This window comes from Amycolatopsis sp. NPDC004378, assembly GCF_053602455.1.
The window spans coordinates 445,795-462,766 of sequence record NZ_JBSGDR010000001.1 but is presented as its reverse complement, the minus strand read 5'-3'; the positions used below and the strand labels follow the sequence as shown (position 1 = coordinate 462,766).

At 72.1% G+C, this 16,972-nt stretch carries 17 protein-coding genes; 4 read left to right on the top strand and 13 right to left on the bottom strand.

Annotation, left to right across the window (positions count from 1 at the left end; all coding sequences use genetic code 11):
• Positions 1–2 precede the first annotated feature (2 nt).
• The 3 genes from ACWEN0_RS02285 to ACWEN0_RS02275 are packed head-to-tail and all read right to left on the bottom strand — an operon-like array spanning position 3 to position 4,170.
• Positions 3–1,535 carry an ATP-dependent DNA ligase gene (locus ACWEN0_RS02285; protein WP_451968173.1) on the bottom strand — a complete coding sequence of 511 codons (1,533 nt, stop codon included), beginning with the start codon at positions 1,533–1,535 and terminating at the stop codon, positions 3–5.
• 40 nt (positions 1,536–1,575) lie between these two features.
• The gene (locus ACWEN0_RS02280) at positions 1,576–3,255 is read right to left on the bottom strand and encodes a PstS family phosphate ABC transporter substrate-binding protein (RefSeq protein ID WP_451968171.1); all 1,680 of its coding nucleotides are present in this window, start codon (positions 3,253–3,255) and stop codon (positions 1,576–1,578) included.
• A gap of 51 nt (positions 3,256–3,306) precedes the next feature.
• A complete protein-coding gene (locus tag ACWEN0_RS02275; protein ID WP_451968169.1) occupies positions 3,307–4,170 on the bottom strand; it encodes a helix-turn-helix domain-containing protein in 864 nt (287 codons plus the stop codon).
• Between the two features lie 100 nt (positions 4,171–4,270).
• Between ACWEN0_RS02275 and ACWEN0_RS02270 the strand changes: the two genes are divergently transcribed.
• A complete protein-coding gene (locus ACWEN0_RS02270) occupies positions 4,271–5,296 on the top strand; it encodes an aldo/keto reductase (RefSeq protein WP_451968168.1) in 1,026 nt (341 codons plus the stop codon).
• A gap of 4 nt (positions 5,297–5,300) precedes the next feature.
• On the opposite strand, the gene ACWEN0_RS02265 is transcribed toward ACWEN0_RS02270, so the two are convergent.
• Positions 5,301–6,698 carry a class II fumarate hydratase gene (locus tag ACWEN0_RS02265; protein WP_451968166.1) on the bottom strand — a complete coding sequence of 466 codons (1,398 nt, stop codon included), beginning with the start codon at positions 6,696–6,698 and terminating at the stop codon, positions 5,301–5,303.
• Between the two features lie 27 nt (positions 6,699–6,725).
• On the bottom strand, positions 6,726–7,295 hold the full coding sequence (locus ACWEN0_RS02260) for a hypothetical protein (protein ID WP_451968164.1): 570 nt from the start codon (positions 7,293–7,295) through the stop codon (positions 6,726–6,728).
• Positions 7,296–7,426: 131 nt separating this feature from the next.
• On the opposite strand from ACWEN0_RS02260, the gene ACWEN0_RS02255 reads away from it, so the two are divergent.
• Positions 7,427–8,416: an NAD(P)/FAD-dependent oxidoreductase gene (locus ACWEN0_RS02255; RefSeq protein ID WP_451968162.1), complete on the top strand. Its 990-nt coding sequence runs from the start codon at positions 7,427–7,429 to the stop codon at positions 8,414–8,416.
• Position 8,417: 1 nt separating this feature from the next.
• Here the strand turns inward: ACWEN0_RS02255 and ACWEN0_RS02250 are convergent, their stop codons facing one another.
• From ACWEN0_RS02250 to ACWEN0_RS02225, 6 genes are all read right to left on the bottom strand, one after another.
• Positions 8,418–9,167, bottom strand: coding sequence for a S1 family peptidase (locus tag ACWEN0_RS02250; protein WP_451968160.1), 750 nt, complete (start codon positions 9,165–9,167; stop codon positions 8,418–8,420).
• A 9-nt stretch (positions 9,168–9,176) separates the two neighbouring features.
• Positions 9,177–10,229, bottom strand: coding sequence for a class II fructose-bisphosphatase (glpX, locus tag ACWEN0_RS02245; RefSeq protein WP_451968158.1), 1,053 nt, complete (start codon positions 10,227–10,229; stop codon positions 9,177–9,179).
• An 82-nt stretch (positions 10,230–10,311) separates the two neighbouring features.
• The gene (locus ACWEN0_RS02240; protein ID WP_451968156.1) at positions 10,312–10,533 is read right to left on the bottom strand and encodes an exodeoxyribonuclease VII small subunit; all 222 of its coding nucleotides are present in this window, start codon (positions 10,531–10,533) and stop codon (positions 10,312–10,314) included.
• A complete protein-coding gene (locus ACWEN0_RS02235; RefSeq protein WP_451968154.1) occupies positions 10,530–10,928 on the bottom strand; it encodes a hypothetical protein in 399 nt (132 codons plus the stop codon). Before ACWEN0_RS02235 ends, ACWEN0_RS02240 begins: the two co-directional genes overlap by 4 nt.
• Positions 10,925–12,160 carry an exodeoxyribonuclease VII large subunit gene (gene xseA, locus ACWEN0_RS02230; RefSeq protein ID WP_451968152.1) on the bottom strand — a complete coding sequence of 412 codons (1,236 nt, stop codon included), beginning with the start codon at positions 12,158–12,160 and terminating at the stop codon, positions 10,925–10,927. Before xseA ends, ACWEN0_RS02235 begins: the two co-directional genes overlap by 4 nt.
• Positions 12,157–12,816, bottom strand: a complete 660-nt coding sequence (locus ACWEN0_RS02225) for a lipid droplet-associated protein (protein WP_451968150.1) — start codon at positions 12,814–12,816, stop codon at positions 12,157–12,159. Before ACWEN0_RS02225 ends, xseA begins: the two co-directional genes overlap by 4 nt.
• 231 nt (positions 12,817–13,047) lie before the next feature.
• Here ACWEN0_RS02225 and ACWEN0_RS02220 point away from each other — a divergent pair, with 231 nt between their 5' ends.
• Positions 13,048–14,043 carry a 4-hydroxy-3-methylbut-2-enyl diphosphate reductase gene (locus tag ACWEN0_RS02220; protein WP_451968148.1) on the top strand — a complete coding sequence of 332 codons (996 nt, stop codon included), beginning with the start codon at positions 13,048–13,050 and terminating at the stop codon, positions 14,041–14,043.
• Between the two features lie 60 nt (positions 14,044–14,103).
• Here the strand turns inward: ACWEN0_RS02220 and ACWEN0_RS02215 are convergent, their stop codons facing one another.
• Positions 14,104–15,027, bottom strand: coding sequence for a DUF6542 domain-containing protein (locus tag ACWEN0_RS02215; RefSeq protein ID WP_451968146.1), 924 nt, complete (start codon positions 15,025–15,027; stop codon positions 14,104–14,106).
• 311 nt (positions 15,028–15,338) lie between these two features.
• Complete coding sequence (locus ACWEN0_RS02210) at positions 15,339–16,253, bottom strand: DNA recombination protein RmuC (RefSeq protein ID WP_451968144.1); 915 nt, start codon at positions 16,251–16,253, stop codon at positions 15,339–15,341.
• Between the two features lie 179 nt (positions 16,254–16,432).
• Here ACWEN0_RS02210 and ACWEN0_RS02205 point away from each other — a divergent pair, with 179 nt between their 5' ends.
• Positions 16,433–16,957 (top strand): hypothetical protein, encoded by a 525-nt coding sequence (locus tag ACWEN0_RS02205; protein WP_451968142.1) that lies wholly within the window; start codon positions 16,433–16,435, stop codon positions 16,955–16,957.
• Positions 16,958–16,972: the final 15 nt, after the last annotated feature.

The window sequence follows — 16,972 nt, the reverse complement described above, 5'->3', positions numbered from 1 at the left end:
CGTCAGCCCCCTTCCGAGCGGTCGCCGTGGAGCAGGCCGCGGACCGTGTCGATCGTGTCCGCCTCCGCCGGGTCCTTGTCCGGGCGGTAGCGGACCACCCGCGCGAACCGCAGCGCCAGGCCACCGGGATAGCGGGTCGAAACCTGGGCGCTGTCCAGCTCGATCTCCACGACGATCTCCGGGCGGACGTACACCGTCCAGTCGTCGCGGTGGGTTTCGATCTCCTGGAACGTCCTCGTCTGCCACGCCAGCAGCTCGTCGGTCATGCCCTTGAACGTCTTGCCCACCATGATCGGCGGGCCGCCGTCCGGGTCGCGGGCGCCCAGGTGCAGGTTGGACAGCGTGCCCGTGCGCCGCCCGTGGCCCCACTCGGCCGCGAGCACGACCAGGTCGATCGTGTGCACCGGCTTGACCTTCAGCCAGGCCCGCCCGCGCCGCCCGGCCGCGTACGGCGACGAGAGGTCCTTCACCATCACCCCTTCGTGCCCGGCTTCCATCGCCGCCTCCAGCACCTCGGCCGCGCGGGAAACGCCCACCTCGCCGGGGATCACGTGCGCCCCGGCGACCTTGCGCAGGGCCGCGTTGCGCTCGGACAGCGGCGCGTCCAGCAGGTCGACGCCGTCGAGGTGCAGGCAGTCGAAGAAGTACGGCCGCAGCAGCAGCGCCTTCACCTGCTCCTCGCGGGTGCTGCCGAACCGGCTCATCGTGTCCTGGAACGGCCGTGGCCGCCCGGCGTCGGTCAGCGCCAGGGTCTCGCCGTCCAGCACCACCGACTCGCACGGCAGCGCCCGCACGAGCTCGACCAGCTCCTGCACGCTCGACGTGATTTCGCGCAGCGTGCGGGTCCACACGTGCACTTCGTCGCCCTGGCGGTGCACCTGGATCCGCGCACCGTCCATCTTGTACTCGACGATCGCCTCGGCGTGCTCGGCGACGGCCTCTTCGAGCGACTCCGCCGGCGACGCCAGCATCGGCTTGACGGGCGTGCCCAGCGTCAGCCGGAACTCCGCCAGCGCCGCCTGTCCGCCGGTCATCGCCGCGACCCCGGTGACACCCAGCTTCCCGGACAGCATGAACGCCCGCCGCACGTCGACGGCCGGGACCTCGGCCGCCGCCGCGACGGCGTCCACCATCACGCCTTCCAGCGCGCCCTGCCGCAGCTCGCCGGTGACCAGCCGGAACAGGAACTCCTGCTCGTCCTTCGTCAGCCGCTCGAACAACGCGCGCAGGATCTCCTGGCGCCGCCCGGTGGAGCCGGTGCCCGCCGCGACGCCGGCCGCCGCGGTGAGCGCCGCGTCGACCTCGGCGACCGTGGCCTCCGGCGAGGGAGCCGAGCCGGCGCCCAGGCCGGCCAGGGTGCGCCAGCCCGCACCCAGCCGGTCCTGCGCCGTCTGCCCGGTCAGGTACGCGATCACCACGGGCAGCTCGACCACCTCGGCGGCGCGCAGCACCGAGGCCAGGAGGGCGATCTTCGCCTTCCTGGACCTGGTCGCCGCCAGCTCGGCGGACGCGCGGACCAACTCGCTCAGCAACACCCGGACATCATGACCCGGACCACCGACAATTTCTCGTCGGTCAGATGTCCGGCCTGGTGCAGAGGGGGTCGAGCAGCCCGTCCTTGGCCACGCACGGCGTGTACCCGGCGTCCTGCAGCTCGGCCCGCGCGGTCGGGCTCGCCAGGTAGTCGAGGAACCGCTTCAGCACGCTGTCGTTCGACGGCACGCCCTTCGTGTAGAGGTACTCGACGGTCCAGAACCGGTACCCGGCGTCGACGGTCGTGACGTCGGGGTAGTGGCCGTCGAGCTGCACGATCGTCACCTGCTGGTCGCGGGCGGCCGCCGTTTTGGCCGCCGGGACGTCGGCGTACCCGATCGCGCCCGGTACCGCGCCGACCTCGGTGAGCACTTCGGCGGTCGTGCCGCGTTCGCAGCGCGTGGTCGCCGCGGCGGGGTCGCGCTCCGGCTTGCGGCACGAATCCGACGACAGCCGGTCCTCCGCGCCGCCGAGCACCTTCTGCTCGAACGTCTTGCGAGTGCCCGACTCCTGCCCGCGCCCGACGATCCCGATCGGCACCGACGGCCCCGGCCGCAGCTGGTCCCAGTTCCGCACCCGGCCGCTGAAGATGTCCTTGACCTGCTGGGTCGTCAGCCGGTCGACGCCGGCGGCGCGGTTGACGACCAGGCTGTAGACGACCACCGCGACGGCTTTCGCTTCCAGGTCAGGGCCCGCTTCGCCCGACTTGCCGTCCGAGAGGACCGCCAGCTCGTCCTTGCCCGCCGCGTCGACGGGCGCGAGCGCGCGCACGCCGGTGACGCTGCCGGTCGCGTGGGTCGTGATGGCCGCGCCGTCGCACTGGCCGTGGTACTCGGCGGCGATGCTGTCGATGATCGGCACGAACGCGCTCGACCCCTCGACCGACAGCTTCCCGGTGGCGCACTGCGCGGAGTCGGCCGGCCGCGACCACGAGACGAGCAGCGTCGCCAGCAAGGCGCCGGTCAGCAGCACACCGATCGCCGTCGTGATCACCGGCCAGCCGAACCGGCGCTGCTTGCGGTCGTCCTTGATCCGGCCGGCGGCGAGCCGCGCGTGGTGGTCGATCTGCTTGCTGATCTCGCCGTCGTCGCCGCCGGACTCGCGCAGCACGACGACCAGCTTGAACTTTTCCTTGCGCTTCAACGACAGCCGCGCGAACCGGACGCCGTGCCACTCCGGTGCCTCGGGCGGTGCTTCGGCCGTCGCGAGCCCGGCGAAGCGCTTCGGCAGCAGCGCGCGCACGCGAGCCAGCTTCACGCCCTCGACCGGCTTCTGCGGGCTCTCGCGCGTGAAGAACTCGAGGCCGTCGCGGACGTGCTGGCGCAGGCCGTCGTCGGTGGCGTCGGACACCCGTGCGTCCCAGACGATCCGGCTGCCGAAGGTGAACGACAGCGGGATTTCGAAGTCGCCCGGCGCGATGTCGAAGCTGCCGGTGTTGTGGATCCGGATCACCACGATGCTCATCCGGTCGAGCAGCCGCGCGACCTGCTCCAGCTGCGGAGCCGCCTGCGCCGAGCCGTTCTCGCCGTCGTGCAGGTCGATCGGGGACAGCCCGATCTTGGAGTTGTAGAGGACGCGAAAGGTCAGGCGGCGGCGCCGGATGAAGTAGCGGTCGACGAACGGCGCGGCGATCGCGACCAGCGCGGCGATCCCGAGGACCAGGCTGCCCGAGTCCGAGCTCAGGATCTCGGCGAGGGACTGCATCGTCGCGCCGACGCCCACCGTGCCGCTCCTCTGCCCCCGACTCCCCAGGTCAAGGAGCCTAGGCAGGCGTCACCGGGCGTGGGGTTGCGACGACCGAGTGTTCACCGGGCGTTCATCGGTGGCGATCCAGCTGGCCAGCAGGCCGAGCGCGCGTTCGGTCTCCGACCCCGGTTCGGCGTGGTAGACGACCATGCCCTGGTCGGGGTCCTGCGGCAGCCGCAGCGTCTCGTAGCGCAGCCGCAGCTCGCCGACGACGGGGTTCATCAGGACCTTCCACCCCTGCGCCTTCTCCCGGACCGCGTGCTCGGCCCACAGCTTCCGGAACTGCTCGCTGGCCAGGGACAGCTCGCCGATGAGCTGGGCGAACCGCGGGTCACCGGGGTGCCGTCCGCTCTCCGCGCGCAGGTTCGCCACCAGCTCGCGGCACACGGCGTCGTACTCCGGGTGCAGCTGCTTCGCGCGTTCGTCGGTGAAGATGAGCTTCGGCATGTTGCGCTCTTCGAGGTCGGCGAAGGCGAACGCGACCGCGCCGCCGAGCGCGTTCCACGCGAGCACGTCCAGGTACCGCCCGAAGACGAACGCCGGCGCCTGGATGGCGTCGAGCAGCTGCTGCAGCTCGGGCCGGACCGGCTGCGGCGCGCGCTCGCCCCGGCGCTTCGGCGCGGCGAGGTTGCGCAGGTAGGACTCCTCGCCGGCGGTGAGGCGCAGGGCGCGGGCCAGCGCGTCGAGGACCGCGTCCGAGACGTTCTTCGCGCGCCCCTGCTCCAGCCGCGTGTAGTAGTCGACGCTGATGCCGGACAGCTGCGCCAGCTCCTCGCGGCGCAGGCCCTTGACCCGCCGCTGCGTGATCCCTTGTGGCAGGCCCAGGTCCGCGGGGTCGAGGGCGGCGCGGCGCGCCTTCAGGAAGGCACCCAGCCCGGCTGCGTCACTCATGCCTCCAGTATCCCCGGCTCCCCGCGGCCCGCCTGGTACTGGCAGACCCAGGTTGAGCGTGACCTGGCCCGGTGTGCCCGCCGCTTCCAGAGTGGGTGACATGGAACGACGAATTCTGGGCGGCACGGGGATTTCGGTCAGCGAGTACGCGTTCGGCGCGATGATGCTGGGCAAGTGGGGCAACCCGGACCACGAAGAGGGCGTCCGGATGCTCCACACGGCGCTCGATGCCGGGGTGAACTTCTGGGACACCGCGGACATGTATTCCGACGGCGAGAACGAGCGGATCGTCGGCAAGGCGCTGAAGGGCCGTCGCGACGACGTCGTGCTGGCCACCAAGGGGTTCTTCCCCATGGGCTCCGACCCCAACCAAGGCGGCCTTTCGCGGCGCTGGCTCACCCGGGCGCTCGACGACAGCCTGCGGCGCCTCGACACCGACCACGTCGACCTCTACCAGGTCCACCGGCCCGATCCGGCGACCGACATCGAGGAAACCCTTTCGGTGCTCACGGACTTCGTGCGCCAGGGCAAGGTCCGCGCGATCGGGTCGTCGGACTTCCCGGCCGAGCAGATCGTGGAAGCCCAGTGGGTGGCCGAAAAGCGCGGCCTGGCCCGGTTCCGCGCCGAGCAGCCGCCGTACTCGATCTTCAACCGGGCGATCGAGGCCGCCGTGCTGCCGACCGCGCGGAAGTACGGCATGGGCGTGCTGACCTGGAGTCCGCTGGCCAGCGGCTGGCTCTCCGGCAAGTACCTGAAGCCGTCCGATGTGGACCTTTCGCAGGGCCGCCGGACGCTGCAGGCGCACAAGTTCGACCCGGCCCTGCCCGCCAACGCGGTCAAGTTCGAGGCGATCGCGCAGCTGAAGAAGATCGCCGACGACCTGGGCCGGCCGCTCACCCACCTGGCGACGGCGTTCGTCCGGGCGCACCCCGGCGTGACGTCGGCGATCATCGGCCCGCGGACCCCGGCGCAGCTCGCCGACCTGCTGGCCGGCGCCGACCTGGTCCTCGACGACGAGGTGCTGGACCGGATCGACGAGATCGTCCCGCCGGGCACGGACCTGAACCCGGCCGAGAAGGACTACACCCCGCCGGCGCTGGCGGACGCGCGCCTGCGCCGGCGGTAGCGGGTCACTTGCCGCCGCGGGCCATGCGGAGGACGTCGAGCGCTTCGTCGAGCTGCTCTTCGGTGAGCTTGCCGTCCTTCACGTAGCCGCGTTCGAGGACGACCTCGCGGATCGTCTTCAGCTCCTTGAGAGCCTGCTTCGCGACCGCCGCGGCCTCTTCGTAGCCGATGTACTTGTTCAACGGCGTCACGATCGACGGCGAGCCTTCGGCGTAGGTGCGCGTGCGCTCGGTGTTCACCGTGATGCCCGCGAAGACCTTGTCGGCCAGCAGGCGCGACACCGCGGCGAGCAGGCGCGCCGACTCGAGGACGTTCCGCGCGATCACCGGCAGGTTGACGTTGAGCTGGAAGTTGCCGGCGGCACCGGCGAACGCGACGGCCGCGTCGTTGCCGATCACCTGCGCGACGACCTGCAGCGTCGCCTCCGGGATCACCGGGTTCACCTTGCCCGGCATGATCGACGAGCCGGGCTGCAGGTCCGGCAGCGCCAGTTCGGCCAGGCCGGTGCGCGGGCCGGAACCCAGCCAGCGCAGGTCGTTCGCGATCTTGTTGAGCGACACGGCGGTCGTGCGCAGGTGCCCGGACGTCTCGACCACGCTGTCCTGCGTCGCCTGCGCCTCGAAGTGGTCGCGGGCCTCGGTCAGCGGCAGCCCGGTCACCGTCGCGAGTTCGGCGGCGACGGACGCGCCGAAGCCGTCCGGCGCGTTGAGGCCCGAGCCGACGGCGGTGCCGCCGATCGGCAGCTCGCCGAGGCGCGGCAGGCCCGACTTCAGCCGCTCGACGCCGAAGCGGATCTGCGACGCCCACGCGCCGGCCTCCTGGCCGAGCGTGATCGGCACGGCGTCCATCAGGTGCGTGCGGCCGGACTTCACGACGTCGGCCCACTCCGCGGCCCGCACCTCGATGGCGCCGGCGAGGTACTCGAGCGCGGGGATGACGTCCTTGGTCACGGCTTCGGTCGCGGCGATGTGGATGGTCGTCGGGAAGGTGTCGTTCGACGACTGCGACGCGTTGACGTGGTCGTTCGGGTGCACGTCGCGGCCGAGGGCGCGGCTCGCGAGCGTCGCGATGACCTCGTTGGCGTTCATGTTCGACGACGTCCCGGACCCGGTCTGGAAGACGTCGATGGGGAAGTGGGCGTCGTGGACGCCCTCGGCGACCTCGTCGGCGGCGGCCGCGATGGCGTTCGCGACGTCGGCGTCAAGCACGCCCAGCTTCAGGTTCACGCGCGCGGCGGCGGCCTTGAGCAGGCCGAGCGCGCGGATCTGGGCGCGCTCCAGGCCCCGGCCGGAGATGGGGAAGTTCTCGACGGCCCGCTGGGTCTGCGCGCGGTAGAGCGCGTCGGCCGGCACGCGGACCTCGCCCATCGTGTCGTGTTCGATCCGGTATTCCTGATCAGCCATGACCCCGATTCTGGACCTGTTCGCGAGTCACCGCGTGGTGGCGTTGCGCACCCTGCGCCGCTCACCGGCCCACGCGGTCACGGCCACGGCGGCGACGAACCCCGCGACCCCGAGGCAGGCGAAGACGAGTGGCACTGTCGGGTCCTGCCGCCCGGCGAGCTGCGTCGCGACCAGCCCGTCCGGGTCTTCGACGACCTTGACCCGGCTGCCGACCGCCAGCCGCGTGCCGATGCCCGGATCGAGCGATCCCGTGCTCCCGTCCGGGTTCCGCAGGTCGTACGTGTACGAGAGGCCGCCCTTCAGCCGCTGCACCGTTTCCGCGGTCAGCACCGCCTCCACCGCCTTCCCGCGCGAAAGCAGGATTTCGTCGCCGATCCCCGCCCAGCCACCGAAGAACACCGCGTACACCGGGAGCAGGCCGAGCAGGACGAGCAGCGCGCCCGTGCGGGCCAGCCAGCGGCCGAGCAGGACCAAGACCACGAAGGAGACAGCGACGAAGAACACCAGGCCTTCGGATTCGGCGTACGGGAGCCCGAGCCGGATGACCAGGGCGAACCAGCCGAAGATCACCAAGATCGCCGCGGTGGCGCTGAGCACTGTCCGCCGCGCACCCCACGGTGGGCGCCGGTCGTCCGGCCGCCGGTGTCGCACCCCGTCGAGTGAACTCCGATCCGGCTAGGATCGGGTGTGTTCTCGATCACCGCCATCCACCACTGGCTGGAGCGAGCATGACTGAAGTTCCTGGGGACTCCTACGACCTCGTGATCATCGGCGCGGGCCCGACCGGCTTGTTCGCCGCGTACTACGCCGGGTTCCGCGGCCTCTCGATGGCGGTGGTCGATTCGCTGCCCGAGCCCGGCGGCCAGGTCACCGCGATGTACCCCGAGAAGATGATCTACGACGTCGGCGGGTTCGCCGAGGTCCGCGGCCGCGACCTGATCGACGGGCTGGTGAAGCAGGCCGCGCCGTTCGCGCCGACGTACCTGCTGGGGCGCAAGGCCGAGAAGCTCGAAAGCACCGGAGAAGGTGTCGAGCTGACCCTCGACGGCGGCGAAACCCTGCGCGCGGGCGCGGTGCTGATCACCGCGGGCATCGGCGAGTTCACCCCGCGCCCGCTGCCCGCCGGCGACGGCTGGCTCGGCCGCGGCATGGTCCACTTCGTCCCGTCGCTGGCCGCGCACGCCGGGCAGCACGTCGTGGTCGTCGGCGGCGGGGACTCGGCGTTCGACTGGATCCTGGCGCTGCACCCGGTCGCCGAGAGCGTGACGCTCGTGCACCGCCGCGCGAAGTTCCGCGCGGCCGAGTCGATCGTCCGGCAGGCCCGCGAACTCGGCACGCGCATCATCACCGACGCCGAGGTCACGAGGTTTGTCGAGAACGAGAGCGGCGCGCTCGAGGCCGTCGAGATTTCGGTGAAGGGCGCCGAAGACGAGCGGCTCCCGGCCAACGCCGTCGTCGCGGCGCTCGGGTTCACCGCCGACCTCGGCCCGATCGAGAGCTGGGGCCTGGAGATCGACCACCGCGCGATCGCCGTCGACTCGACGATGGCCACCGCCCGCGAACGCGTCTACGCCGCCGGCGACGTCGCCGCGTACCCGGGGAAGGTGAAGCTGATCGCGACCGGCTTCGGCGAGGCCGCGACGGCCGTCAACAACATCGCCGTCGCGCTCGACCCGGACGCCCACCTGTTCCCGGGCCACTCGAGCAACGCCGAGTAGGTCAGGCCTTCGTCTTCTCGGCGATCCACGGCGCGTACGCGACCACCGACGTGTAGATCGACGGCGCCGTCGCGCACTGCGGGTCGTTGTTGCCCGGGCGGCTGGTGACGCCGACGAGCAGCCAGTGGTCGCCGTCGCGGACGACCTCGGGGCCGCCGGAGTCACCGAAGCACGCCCCGGCGTTGCCGCCGGGGTTGTCCGTGCACAGCTCGGCCGTGCCGTCGAACGTGGACGTGCACTTCGTGCCCTCGACGATGTGCGTGTCGAGCTGCTGCAGCGTCGTCGGGATCTGGCCGCAGCCGACCTTCGGGCACGTCTGGCCCCAGCCGAGGATCCGCGTCGCGGTGCCCGGCGACGCGGTCGTCCCGAGCGCGATCGGCGCAGCCTTGGCCGGTACCGCCAGGCGCAGCAGGGCGATGTCGCCGGCCGGGCTCTGCGTGTTGAAGGCCGGGTTCACGATGATGTCGGCGACCTTGGCGACCTCGCCGCCCTGGCCGGAGTCGTTCGTCCCGGCCCGCACCGAGACCGCGGACGGCGTCTTGTCGAACGCGCAGTGCGCGGCCGTCACCACCCAGGTGGGCGCGATCAGGGCGCCGGCGCAGAACAGCTTGCCCGTCGACGAGTGCAGGGACACCGCGAACGGGTACGGCTGGTCCGCGTCGCCGCCCCCGACGATGCCGGGGCCGGCCGCGGCGGTGCCGGGGACCAGGACGAGTGCGAGAACCAGCAGGGCGAGCAGGCGCCTGGTCACGGAGCTCCTTTACGGCAGCGGGGGCACAACGTCGTCGTCGGGCGTGTCCAGGTGGCCGTCGAAGTTGACCGAGGAGTACGCCCGCAGCTTGGTGAGCCGGTGGTAGCCGTCGATCATTCTGACGGTCCCGGACTTGGACCGCATCACGATGGACTGCGTCGTCGCGCCGCCCTCGCGGTAGTGGACGCCGCGCAGCAGGTCACCGTCGGTGACGCCGGTGGCGCAGAAGAAGACGTTGTCGCCGCGCACGAGGTCGTCGTTCAGCAGGACGCGGTCGAGGTCGTGCCCGGCGGCGATGGCCTTTTCGCGCTCGGCGTCGTCCTTCGGCCACAGCCGGCCCTGCAGCTCGCCGCCCAGGCACTTCATCGCGCAGGCCGCGATGATGCCCTCCGGCGTGCCGCCGATGCCGACGAGCATGTCGACGCCGGTGGTCGGGCGGGCCGCGGCGATCGCGCCCGCGACGTCGCCGTCGGAGATGAAGCGGATCCGCGCGCCGGCGTCGCGGACCTCCTTGATGAGCTGCTCGTGGCGCGGGCGGTCCAGGATGCACACCGTGACGTCGCCGACGCTGCTGTTCTTCGCCTTGGCGACCCGGCGGATGTTCTCCGCGATCGGCGCGCCGAGCTCGACCTTGCCCGCGGCCTCGGGCCCGACGGCCAGCTTCTCCATGTAGAACACCGCGGACGGGTCGAACATCGCGCCACGCTCGGCCACCGCGAGCACCGCCAGGGCGTTCGGCATGCCCTTGGCCATCAGGGTCGTGCCGTCGACCGGGTCGACCGCGACGTCGCAGTCCGGCCCGTCGCCGTTGCCGACCTCTTCGCCGTTGAACAGCATGGGCGCTTCGTCCTTCTCGCCCTCGCCGATCACCACCACCCCGCGCATCGACACCGTCGAGACGAGCTGGCGCATCGCGTCGACGGCCGCGCCGTCCCCGCCGATCTTGTCGCCGCGGCCGACCCAGCGGCCGGCCGCCATCGCGGCGGCCTCGGTGACCCGGACCAGCTCCATCGCGAGGTTGCGGTCGGGCGCTTCACGACGACTCTCTGCGGCGGACATCATTGCCTCCCGGATCGTGGAACTGGCGGGTCAACAGTCTGTCAGATCCCTGTCCGGTTTCCCGATGCCGAAGACATGGCAAACGTCACTGCCCGGAGTCGTCCTCCACCGACGCGAGGGCGGCTTCGATCCGCTCGCGGGCGCCTTCGAGATGGCGCTCACAGACCTTCGCGAGCTTCTCGCCCTTCTCCCACAGCGCGAGCGACTGCTCGAGGGACAACCCCCCGGCTTCCAGCTCCCGGACGACCTCGACGAGACGGTCGCGGGCCTGCTCGTAGCCGAGTTCCTCGCTGGCTGCTTCACTCACGCTCGGTGTTCTCCGACCTTCTGGGCTGGCACGCTGTTCGCGCACACTACCGCGCTCGCCATGGCGTGGTCGTACCCGACGAACGCCAGGGCGAACTCCTGCCCGTCACCGTCCGCGATCGCCTCTTCGAGGTTCTCCTGCGCGCGGGCGACGCGCCTGCGGTGCCCGGCCCCCTCGGCGAACCACCAGCGCGAGCCGACCTGCGTCGACGTCGCTTCGGACAGCCGCCGCAGCTGCGGGCCCAGGTCGCGGCGGGCGGCGGTGCCGCAGCCCGCGAGCAGTGCCGTCCAGCACTCGGCGGCCGCCCGGTCGGTGCGCACCGCCTGGTCCAGCAGCGGGCGCGCCCCCACGCGCCGGGCCGCGTCCACGGTGAGCGGGAGGAACGTCGCTCTCACCCCTGCTCTCCTTCCGCCACCGCGCCGATCGCGCCATCACCCACCCGCACGCGCAGCTGGGCACCGGCCTCGACTTCGGAGACGGAGCGGAGTACCTGGAGGTTGCCTTCGGCGTCGACGAACTGCACGACCGCGTACCCGCGGGCCAGCGTCGCGGCCGGGCCGAGGGCGGTCAGCCGGGCCCGGGAGCTCGCGAGTTCGGCCTGGTCCTTGGCGAGCAGCGTCAGCATGGCGCGCCGCGCGCGTTCGCGGTGCACGTCGACGTCGTCTTGGCGCCGCTGGACCGGCCCGAGCGGGTCGGCCAGCGACGGACGGCTGCGCAGCTGCGTGAGCAGGCGCGCCTGCGTGTCGACCCACCCGTGCAGCGCGCGGCGCCCGCGGTCGCGCATCTGGCGGACGCGCTCGGTCTCCTCGCGCAGGTCGGGCACGATCCGCTTGCCGGCGTCGGTCGGCGTCGAACAGCGCAGGTCGGCGACGTAGTCCAGCAGCGGGGTGTCCGGCTCGTGCCCGATCGCGCTGACCACCGGCGTGCCCGCGGCCGACACCGCGCGGCAGAGCGCCTCGTCGGAGAACGGCAGCAGGTCCTCGACGCTGCCGCCGCCGCGGGCGATGACGATGACGTCGATCTCGGGGTCGGCGTCGAAGATCCGCAGCGCACGCATGACCTGCGGTACCGCCTGCGAGCCCTGCACGGCCGTGTTGAGCACCTTGATCCGGACGTGCGGCCACCGCCCCTGCGCGTTGGCCAGGACGTCCCGCTCGGCCGCCGACGCGCGGCCGGTGATCAGCCCGACGCCCTTCGGCAGGAACGGGATCGGCCGCTTGCGCTGGGCCGAGAAGAGGCCTTCGGCGGTCAGGAGCTTCTTGAGGCGCTCGATCCGGGCCAGCAGCTCACCGATGCCGACCGCGCGGATCTGGTCGGCGCGCAGGCTGAGCGTTCCGCGGCCGAAGAAGAACGACGGCTTCGCGTGCACGACCACGCTCGCGCCCTCGCGCAGCGGCGGTTCCATCTCGCGGATCAGCCAGTTCGGGCAGGTCACGGACATCGAGACGTCCGCCGACGGGTCGCGCAGCGTCAGGAACGCGGTCTGCGTGTTCGGCCGGGAGCTGACCTGCGTGACCTGGCCTTCGACCCAGACGGTGCCGAGCCGGTGCACCCAGTCGCCGATCTTGCGCGCGACCGTGCGGACCGGCCAGGGCTTCTCGGCGGTGCTCGCTTCGGTTTCGGTCACTGGCCTTCCGCGTCGTCGCCGGTTTCTTCGGCCTTGCGGGCGTTGCCGATGCGGCGGGCCAGCATCCCGGTGAACGACGACCGGTTCTCGTGCCCGCGCTCGTACTCGAGGATCTCCTCGAGCTGCGGGATCGTGAGCCGGCGCAACCGCGCGCGCAACTGGGGCAGGGTCAGCTCGTCGTAGTTCGCCAGGCCGGCCGGGCCGGTCACCTGGCCGTTGCCGCCGGCGGCCGGGCTCGCGTCGAACTCGCCGTCTTCGTGGTCCTCGGCGAGCGCGCGCTCCTCATCGGCCCACGGGTCACCCAGTTCCGCTTCGAGCTCGGCTGCTGACGGAACGTGACCGTTGATCTCCGAGCGCGGCTCGGGCACGTCGGCGACGGCGGCGAGGTTCGGCCGCACGGACGGGACGGGCTCGAGGTCCTCGTCGAAGGTCGCCCAGCTCGGCGTGTCCTCGACGGGGCGCAGGCTCGAGAGGGCGTTGTCGCCCTTGATCGCCAGCTCGGTGACGTGCTGCTGGACCCGCATGGAGGCCTGCAGCACCTGGCTGACCACGGTCACCGGGAGCCCGGCGAGCTGCCGGGGAAGCTCACGAACCCGCTCGGCGGTGCTGACGGCGAGGCCCGCGGCGACCCGGAGGGGGAGCGGGAATGGCTTCATGCGTCCAGCCTGCCGCATTTACGCCATCCTGCCCAACCGAACGGGTGAGGCTTGTGCCGGGCAGGCCGCCGCGGCCCGCCGTAAAGCGGTGGCCGACCTGGATGTCAGGCGGCGGACGAGCGCATCGGACACGGGCGCGTTGCGTGACCCCGCGCACAGCGCGGAAGGGGGACGAAGCTCACCCGAAAGGGACTTCGAGTTCGGCTCCGGGCTGCCCGTACCCTGGGTGCCATGAGTTCAGCGAGTCCCGGAATCGAGCCCGCGGGTACCCCGACGATCACCGGAACCGCTTCCGGCAAGCGGGTGCTGCTCGCCAAGCCCCGTGGGTACTGCGCGGGGGTCGACCGCGCGGTGATCGCCGTCGAGAAGGCCCTCGAGGTCTACGGCGCCCCGGTGTACGTCCGCAAGGAGATCGTGCACAACAAGCACGTGGTCGAGACGCTGCGGGAGCGCGGCGCGATCTTCGTCGACGAGACGTCCGAGGTGCCCGAGGGCGCGCTGGTGGTGTTCTCCGCCCACGGCGTCTCGCCGATGGTGCACGCGGAGGCCGAGGAACGGAACCTGCGCACGATCGACGCGACCTGCCCCCTCGTGACAAAGGTGCACAAGGAGGTCAACCGGTTCGCCAAGGACGACTACGACATCCTGCTCATCGGCCACGAAGGCCACGAGGAGGTCGAGGGCACGGCCGGCGAGGCGCCGGACAAGGTCCAGCTGGTCGACAAGGCCGAGGACGTCGACAAGGTCGAGGTCCGCGACCCGTCGAAGGTGATCTGGCTGTCCCAGACGACGCTGTCGGTCGACGAGACGATGGAGCGCGTCGACCAGCTCCGTGAACGCTTCCCGGGCTTGGCGGACCCGCCGAGCGACGACATCTGCTACGCCACCACGAACCGCCAGGTCGCGGTCAAGGCGATGGCCGCCGAGTGCGACCTGGTGCTGGTGGTCGGGTCGACGAACTCGTCCAACTCGAAGCGTCTCGTCGAGGTGGCCCTTAAGGCCGGGGCGCGGGCGTCGTACCTGGTCGACTTCGCGCACGAGGTCGACGAAGCCTGGCTTTCCGGCGTGACGACGGTGGGTGTCACCTCCGGCGCTTCGGTGCCGGACGAGCTGGTCATGGACCTGCTGGCCTGGCTGGCCGAGCGGGGCTACGGCGACGTCGACGAGGTGACCACGGCGAACGAGAAGATCACCTTCGCGCCGCCGAAGGAGCTTCGGAAGGTCTGAGTTCCCATACGAAAAGGGCGGTCACCTCCAGCCGGAGGTGACCGCCCTTTTCGTTGGCTGTCAGCGTTCTTCGTCGTCCCAGGGACGGTTTCGCCGCGGTGGGGCACCCCGGCCGCCGGAGGGGCGGCGGGGCGGAGGTGTGTCGCGGCCGTCTTCCGCCGGAGGGCGCGGACGACGGCGCGGAGCCGCGTCACCGCCCCGACGGCGAGGGTCGCCTTCCTCCGGCCGGGGCGTGCGGCGGCCGGCCGGCGGTGGCTTGCGCGCGCCGCCGCGGTCGCGTTCGGCGGGGGCACCTCCGCGTGCGGTCCGGCGGTCGCCGTCGGCCGGCGGGCGCGGTCGCCGGGGCGGTTCGCCTTCGCGGCCGCGCCGGGCACCCTGCGGAAGCGGGGTCTGGCCACTGCGGCCCGACCCCGGCGGACGCGGCCGCCCGCCGGCCGACGTCGCCGCGGCACGCGCGGCCGGCCGATCGTCGTCCTCGTCCGCTCGACGGCGGTCCGGCTTGCCGGCCTTCGCCTTCTTCGGGGCGTCCGGGTCGCGTTCGCGGAAGATCCGGGCGAACCCGATCAGCAGCGTGATGCCGGTGGTGATCGCCATCACCGGGAACCCGTTGATCAGCGGGGTGCCGATGCTCAGGATCTTGGACAGCGTGTCGTCGCCGGCGGACCCGGAGGTCAGCAGGATGACGCTGGGCACGGCGACGGCCAGCACGAGCGGCGGCATCACCATCGGCCCGAACAGCCCCCGGCGCCGCACCGCGCAGACCGCGATGACGGCCCCGGCGATGTAGCAGACGACGAAGAACACCGGAATGCTGGTTTGGCTGGGCTTGGCGACGAAAGCGCCCAGAACCGCCAGGCCGAGGCCGATCAGGACCGCTGCCCACCAGGGCAATCCACGCCCGGAACCGACGACGGGACGCTCGTCCCACGGTACGGGGACGTCGTCGGCTTCTGGATCGCTCTGGCGATCGCGAATCGCGGTCACAACACAACACCGTATCTCGTGGTTGTGAAGATCTTGCCAGCACCGCCGCCGACGTGGGGGTACAGCCACCCGGCGGCGTGACTCCGGTGGACCCGCGGGGTGGTGGTGTGATGTGGTCCAGTCCTTCGGGCTCGGCTCGTCCGCGGACTCCGCTGCGCGCCGGTCGTCGCAGGTGGGAGGCCTGCGCGGACCCGCCGGTCAGCCCGCCAGGCCGGACACCGCCGGGCGGGGCGCTGACCGAATCGCCGGATGTGTGCCTGCGCCCGCGACCGGCCCTGGAGCGCGGAAGTCGACAGTCCGGGCCCGTCCGGTCAGCTGGCCGCCAGTTCGTCCCCCTTCCGCACCTGCGGGACCGCCGCCGGGCTGCCCGCCGCGTCGGTCAGCGGGGCCACCGCCGCCCGGAACGACTCGAGGGCCTCCAGCTCCCGCCGTCGCGCCGACAGGAACCGCTGGAGGTGCGTGCTCGACAGGTTCAGCGCGTCCACCGCGCCGCCCGCCGCCCGGTGCGCGGCCGCCGCACCCGCACGCACCTGCTCGACGTCCGCCTCCAGCGTGCGGTCGCTCGCCGCGAACAGGGCCGCCGACGCCAGCACGCCGAAGCCGGTCGGCCCGCAGAGGAACACCCGGCGGTCGATGAGCCAGCGCAACAGCTCCGGGTCAGTGTCCAGCGCCGCGACCACGGCGGCGTCGGACGGGACGAACATGATCGTGCCGTAGATCGCGTCCGCCCAGCGCTGGTAGTTCTTGCCGGCGAGCTCGGCCGCCCGGGAGCGGACCTGACGGACGTGCGCGCGCAACGCGTCGATCCGCTCCTCCGGGTCGTCGGTCTCCACCGCCTCCGCCCAGATCGCCATGCTCGCCTTCGCGTCGACCGGGACCGCGCGGTCGCCGCCCACCCGCAGCACCATGTCCGGCTTCGCCGAGCCGCCGCCCGCGACGTCCGTCTGCAGGGTGAAGTGCAGGTTCTCGCGCAGCCCGAGCGCGCGGGCCGTCTCCACGAGGACCTGTTCGCCCAGTTCGCCGCGCCCGCTGATCGAGGCGAAGGCGACCTCGTAGCGGCGCAGGGCCAGCTGCTGCTGGTCCGCCTTGGCCCGCTCGGCCGCCACCTGCCGGGCCGCCGCGTCCGCCCGGCGCATCCCGTCGTTGTACAGCCGCCACAGCACCGCGACGGCGAACAGCAGCAGGACCGCGAGCACGATCGCCGCGGTGGTCAGCACCGTCGCCACTTCCGCCTCCTCCCTCCGGGCCGCCTGGTTCGGACCGCGGGGACATCATGGCGGACGGCACCGACAAAAACCGCAGCCGAACCGTCGCTCTGGGTAGCTGACCTGCGAACAACTGGAATTCGCGTGGGCGTGTTGGCCACCGAAGACGATCCCGCGCGTCCTGAAGACGGGGGTGGGCGATGACACGGCGGATCGACGTGACGCACCTGCCCGAGGACGTCGTGGCGCTGATCGACGCCCTCGGGCCCGGCGAAAACCTGGTGCTCACGCGGGAAGGCGAGCCGGTCGCGGTGATCCGCGGCGCCGGTAAGCCACCGCGCCGCGGCGACGTGACGGTGGTGGCCACCGCGATGAAGCTTCCGGCTTCGGCACGGACGTCCCTGGCCGCCGAGCTCGGCACGGACTACGTCGTGCTGGACCTGCACGCGGCGCCGTCGACGGCCGACGCCGTGCTCGTCCCGCCGGCGAGCCCGCAGCTGGTCGCGCACGTCCGGTCGATGTTCCCGCGGGCCCGCGTCGTGGTCACCGAGATCGAGGACGAAGAGCTCGGGATCAGTTACCGCGGCCCGATCCACCGCATGCTCGACGCCGGTGCCGAGACCTATCTGGCCTCGACCACGCTCCCGCGGCTGGCCGAGCAGCTCGACGCCGTCACCCGGCGACGGCAGGTCGCGGGGGACGACCCCCGGTACCTGCCGAGTTAGTACACACGTTCGAGT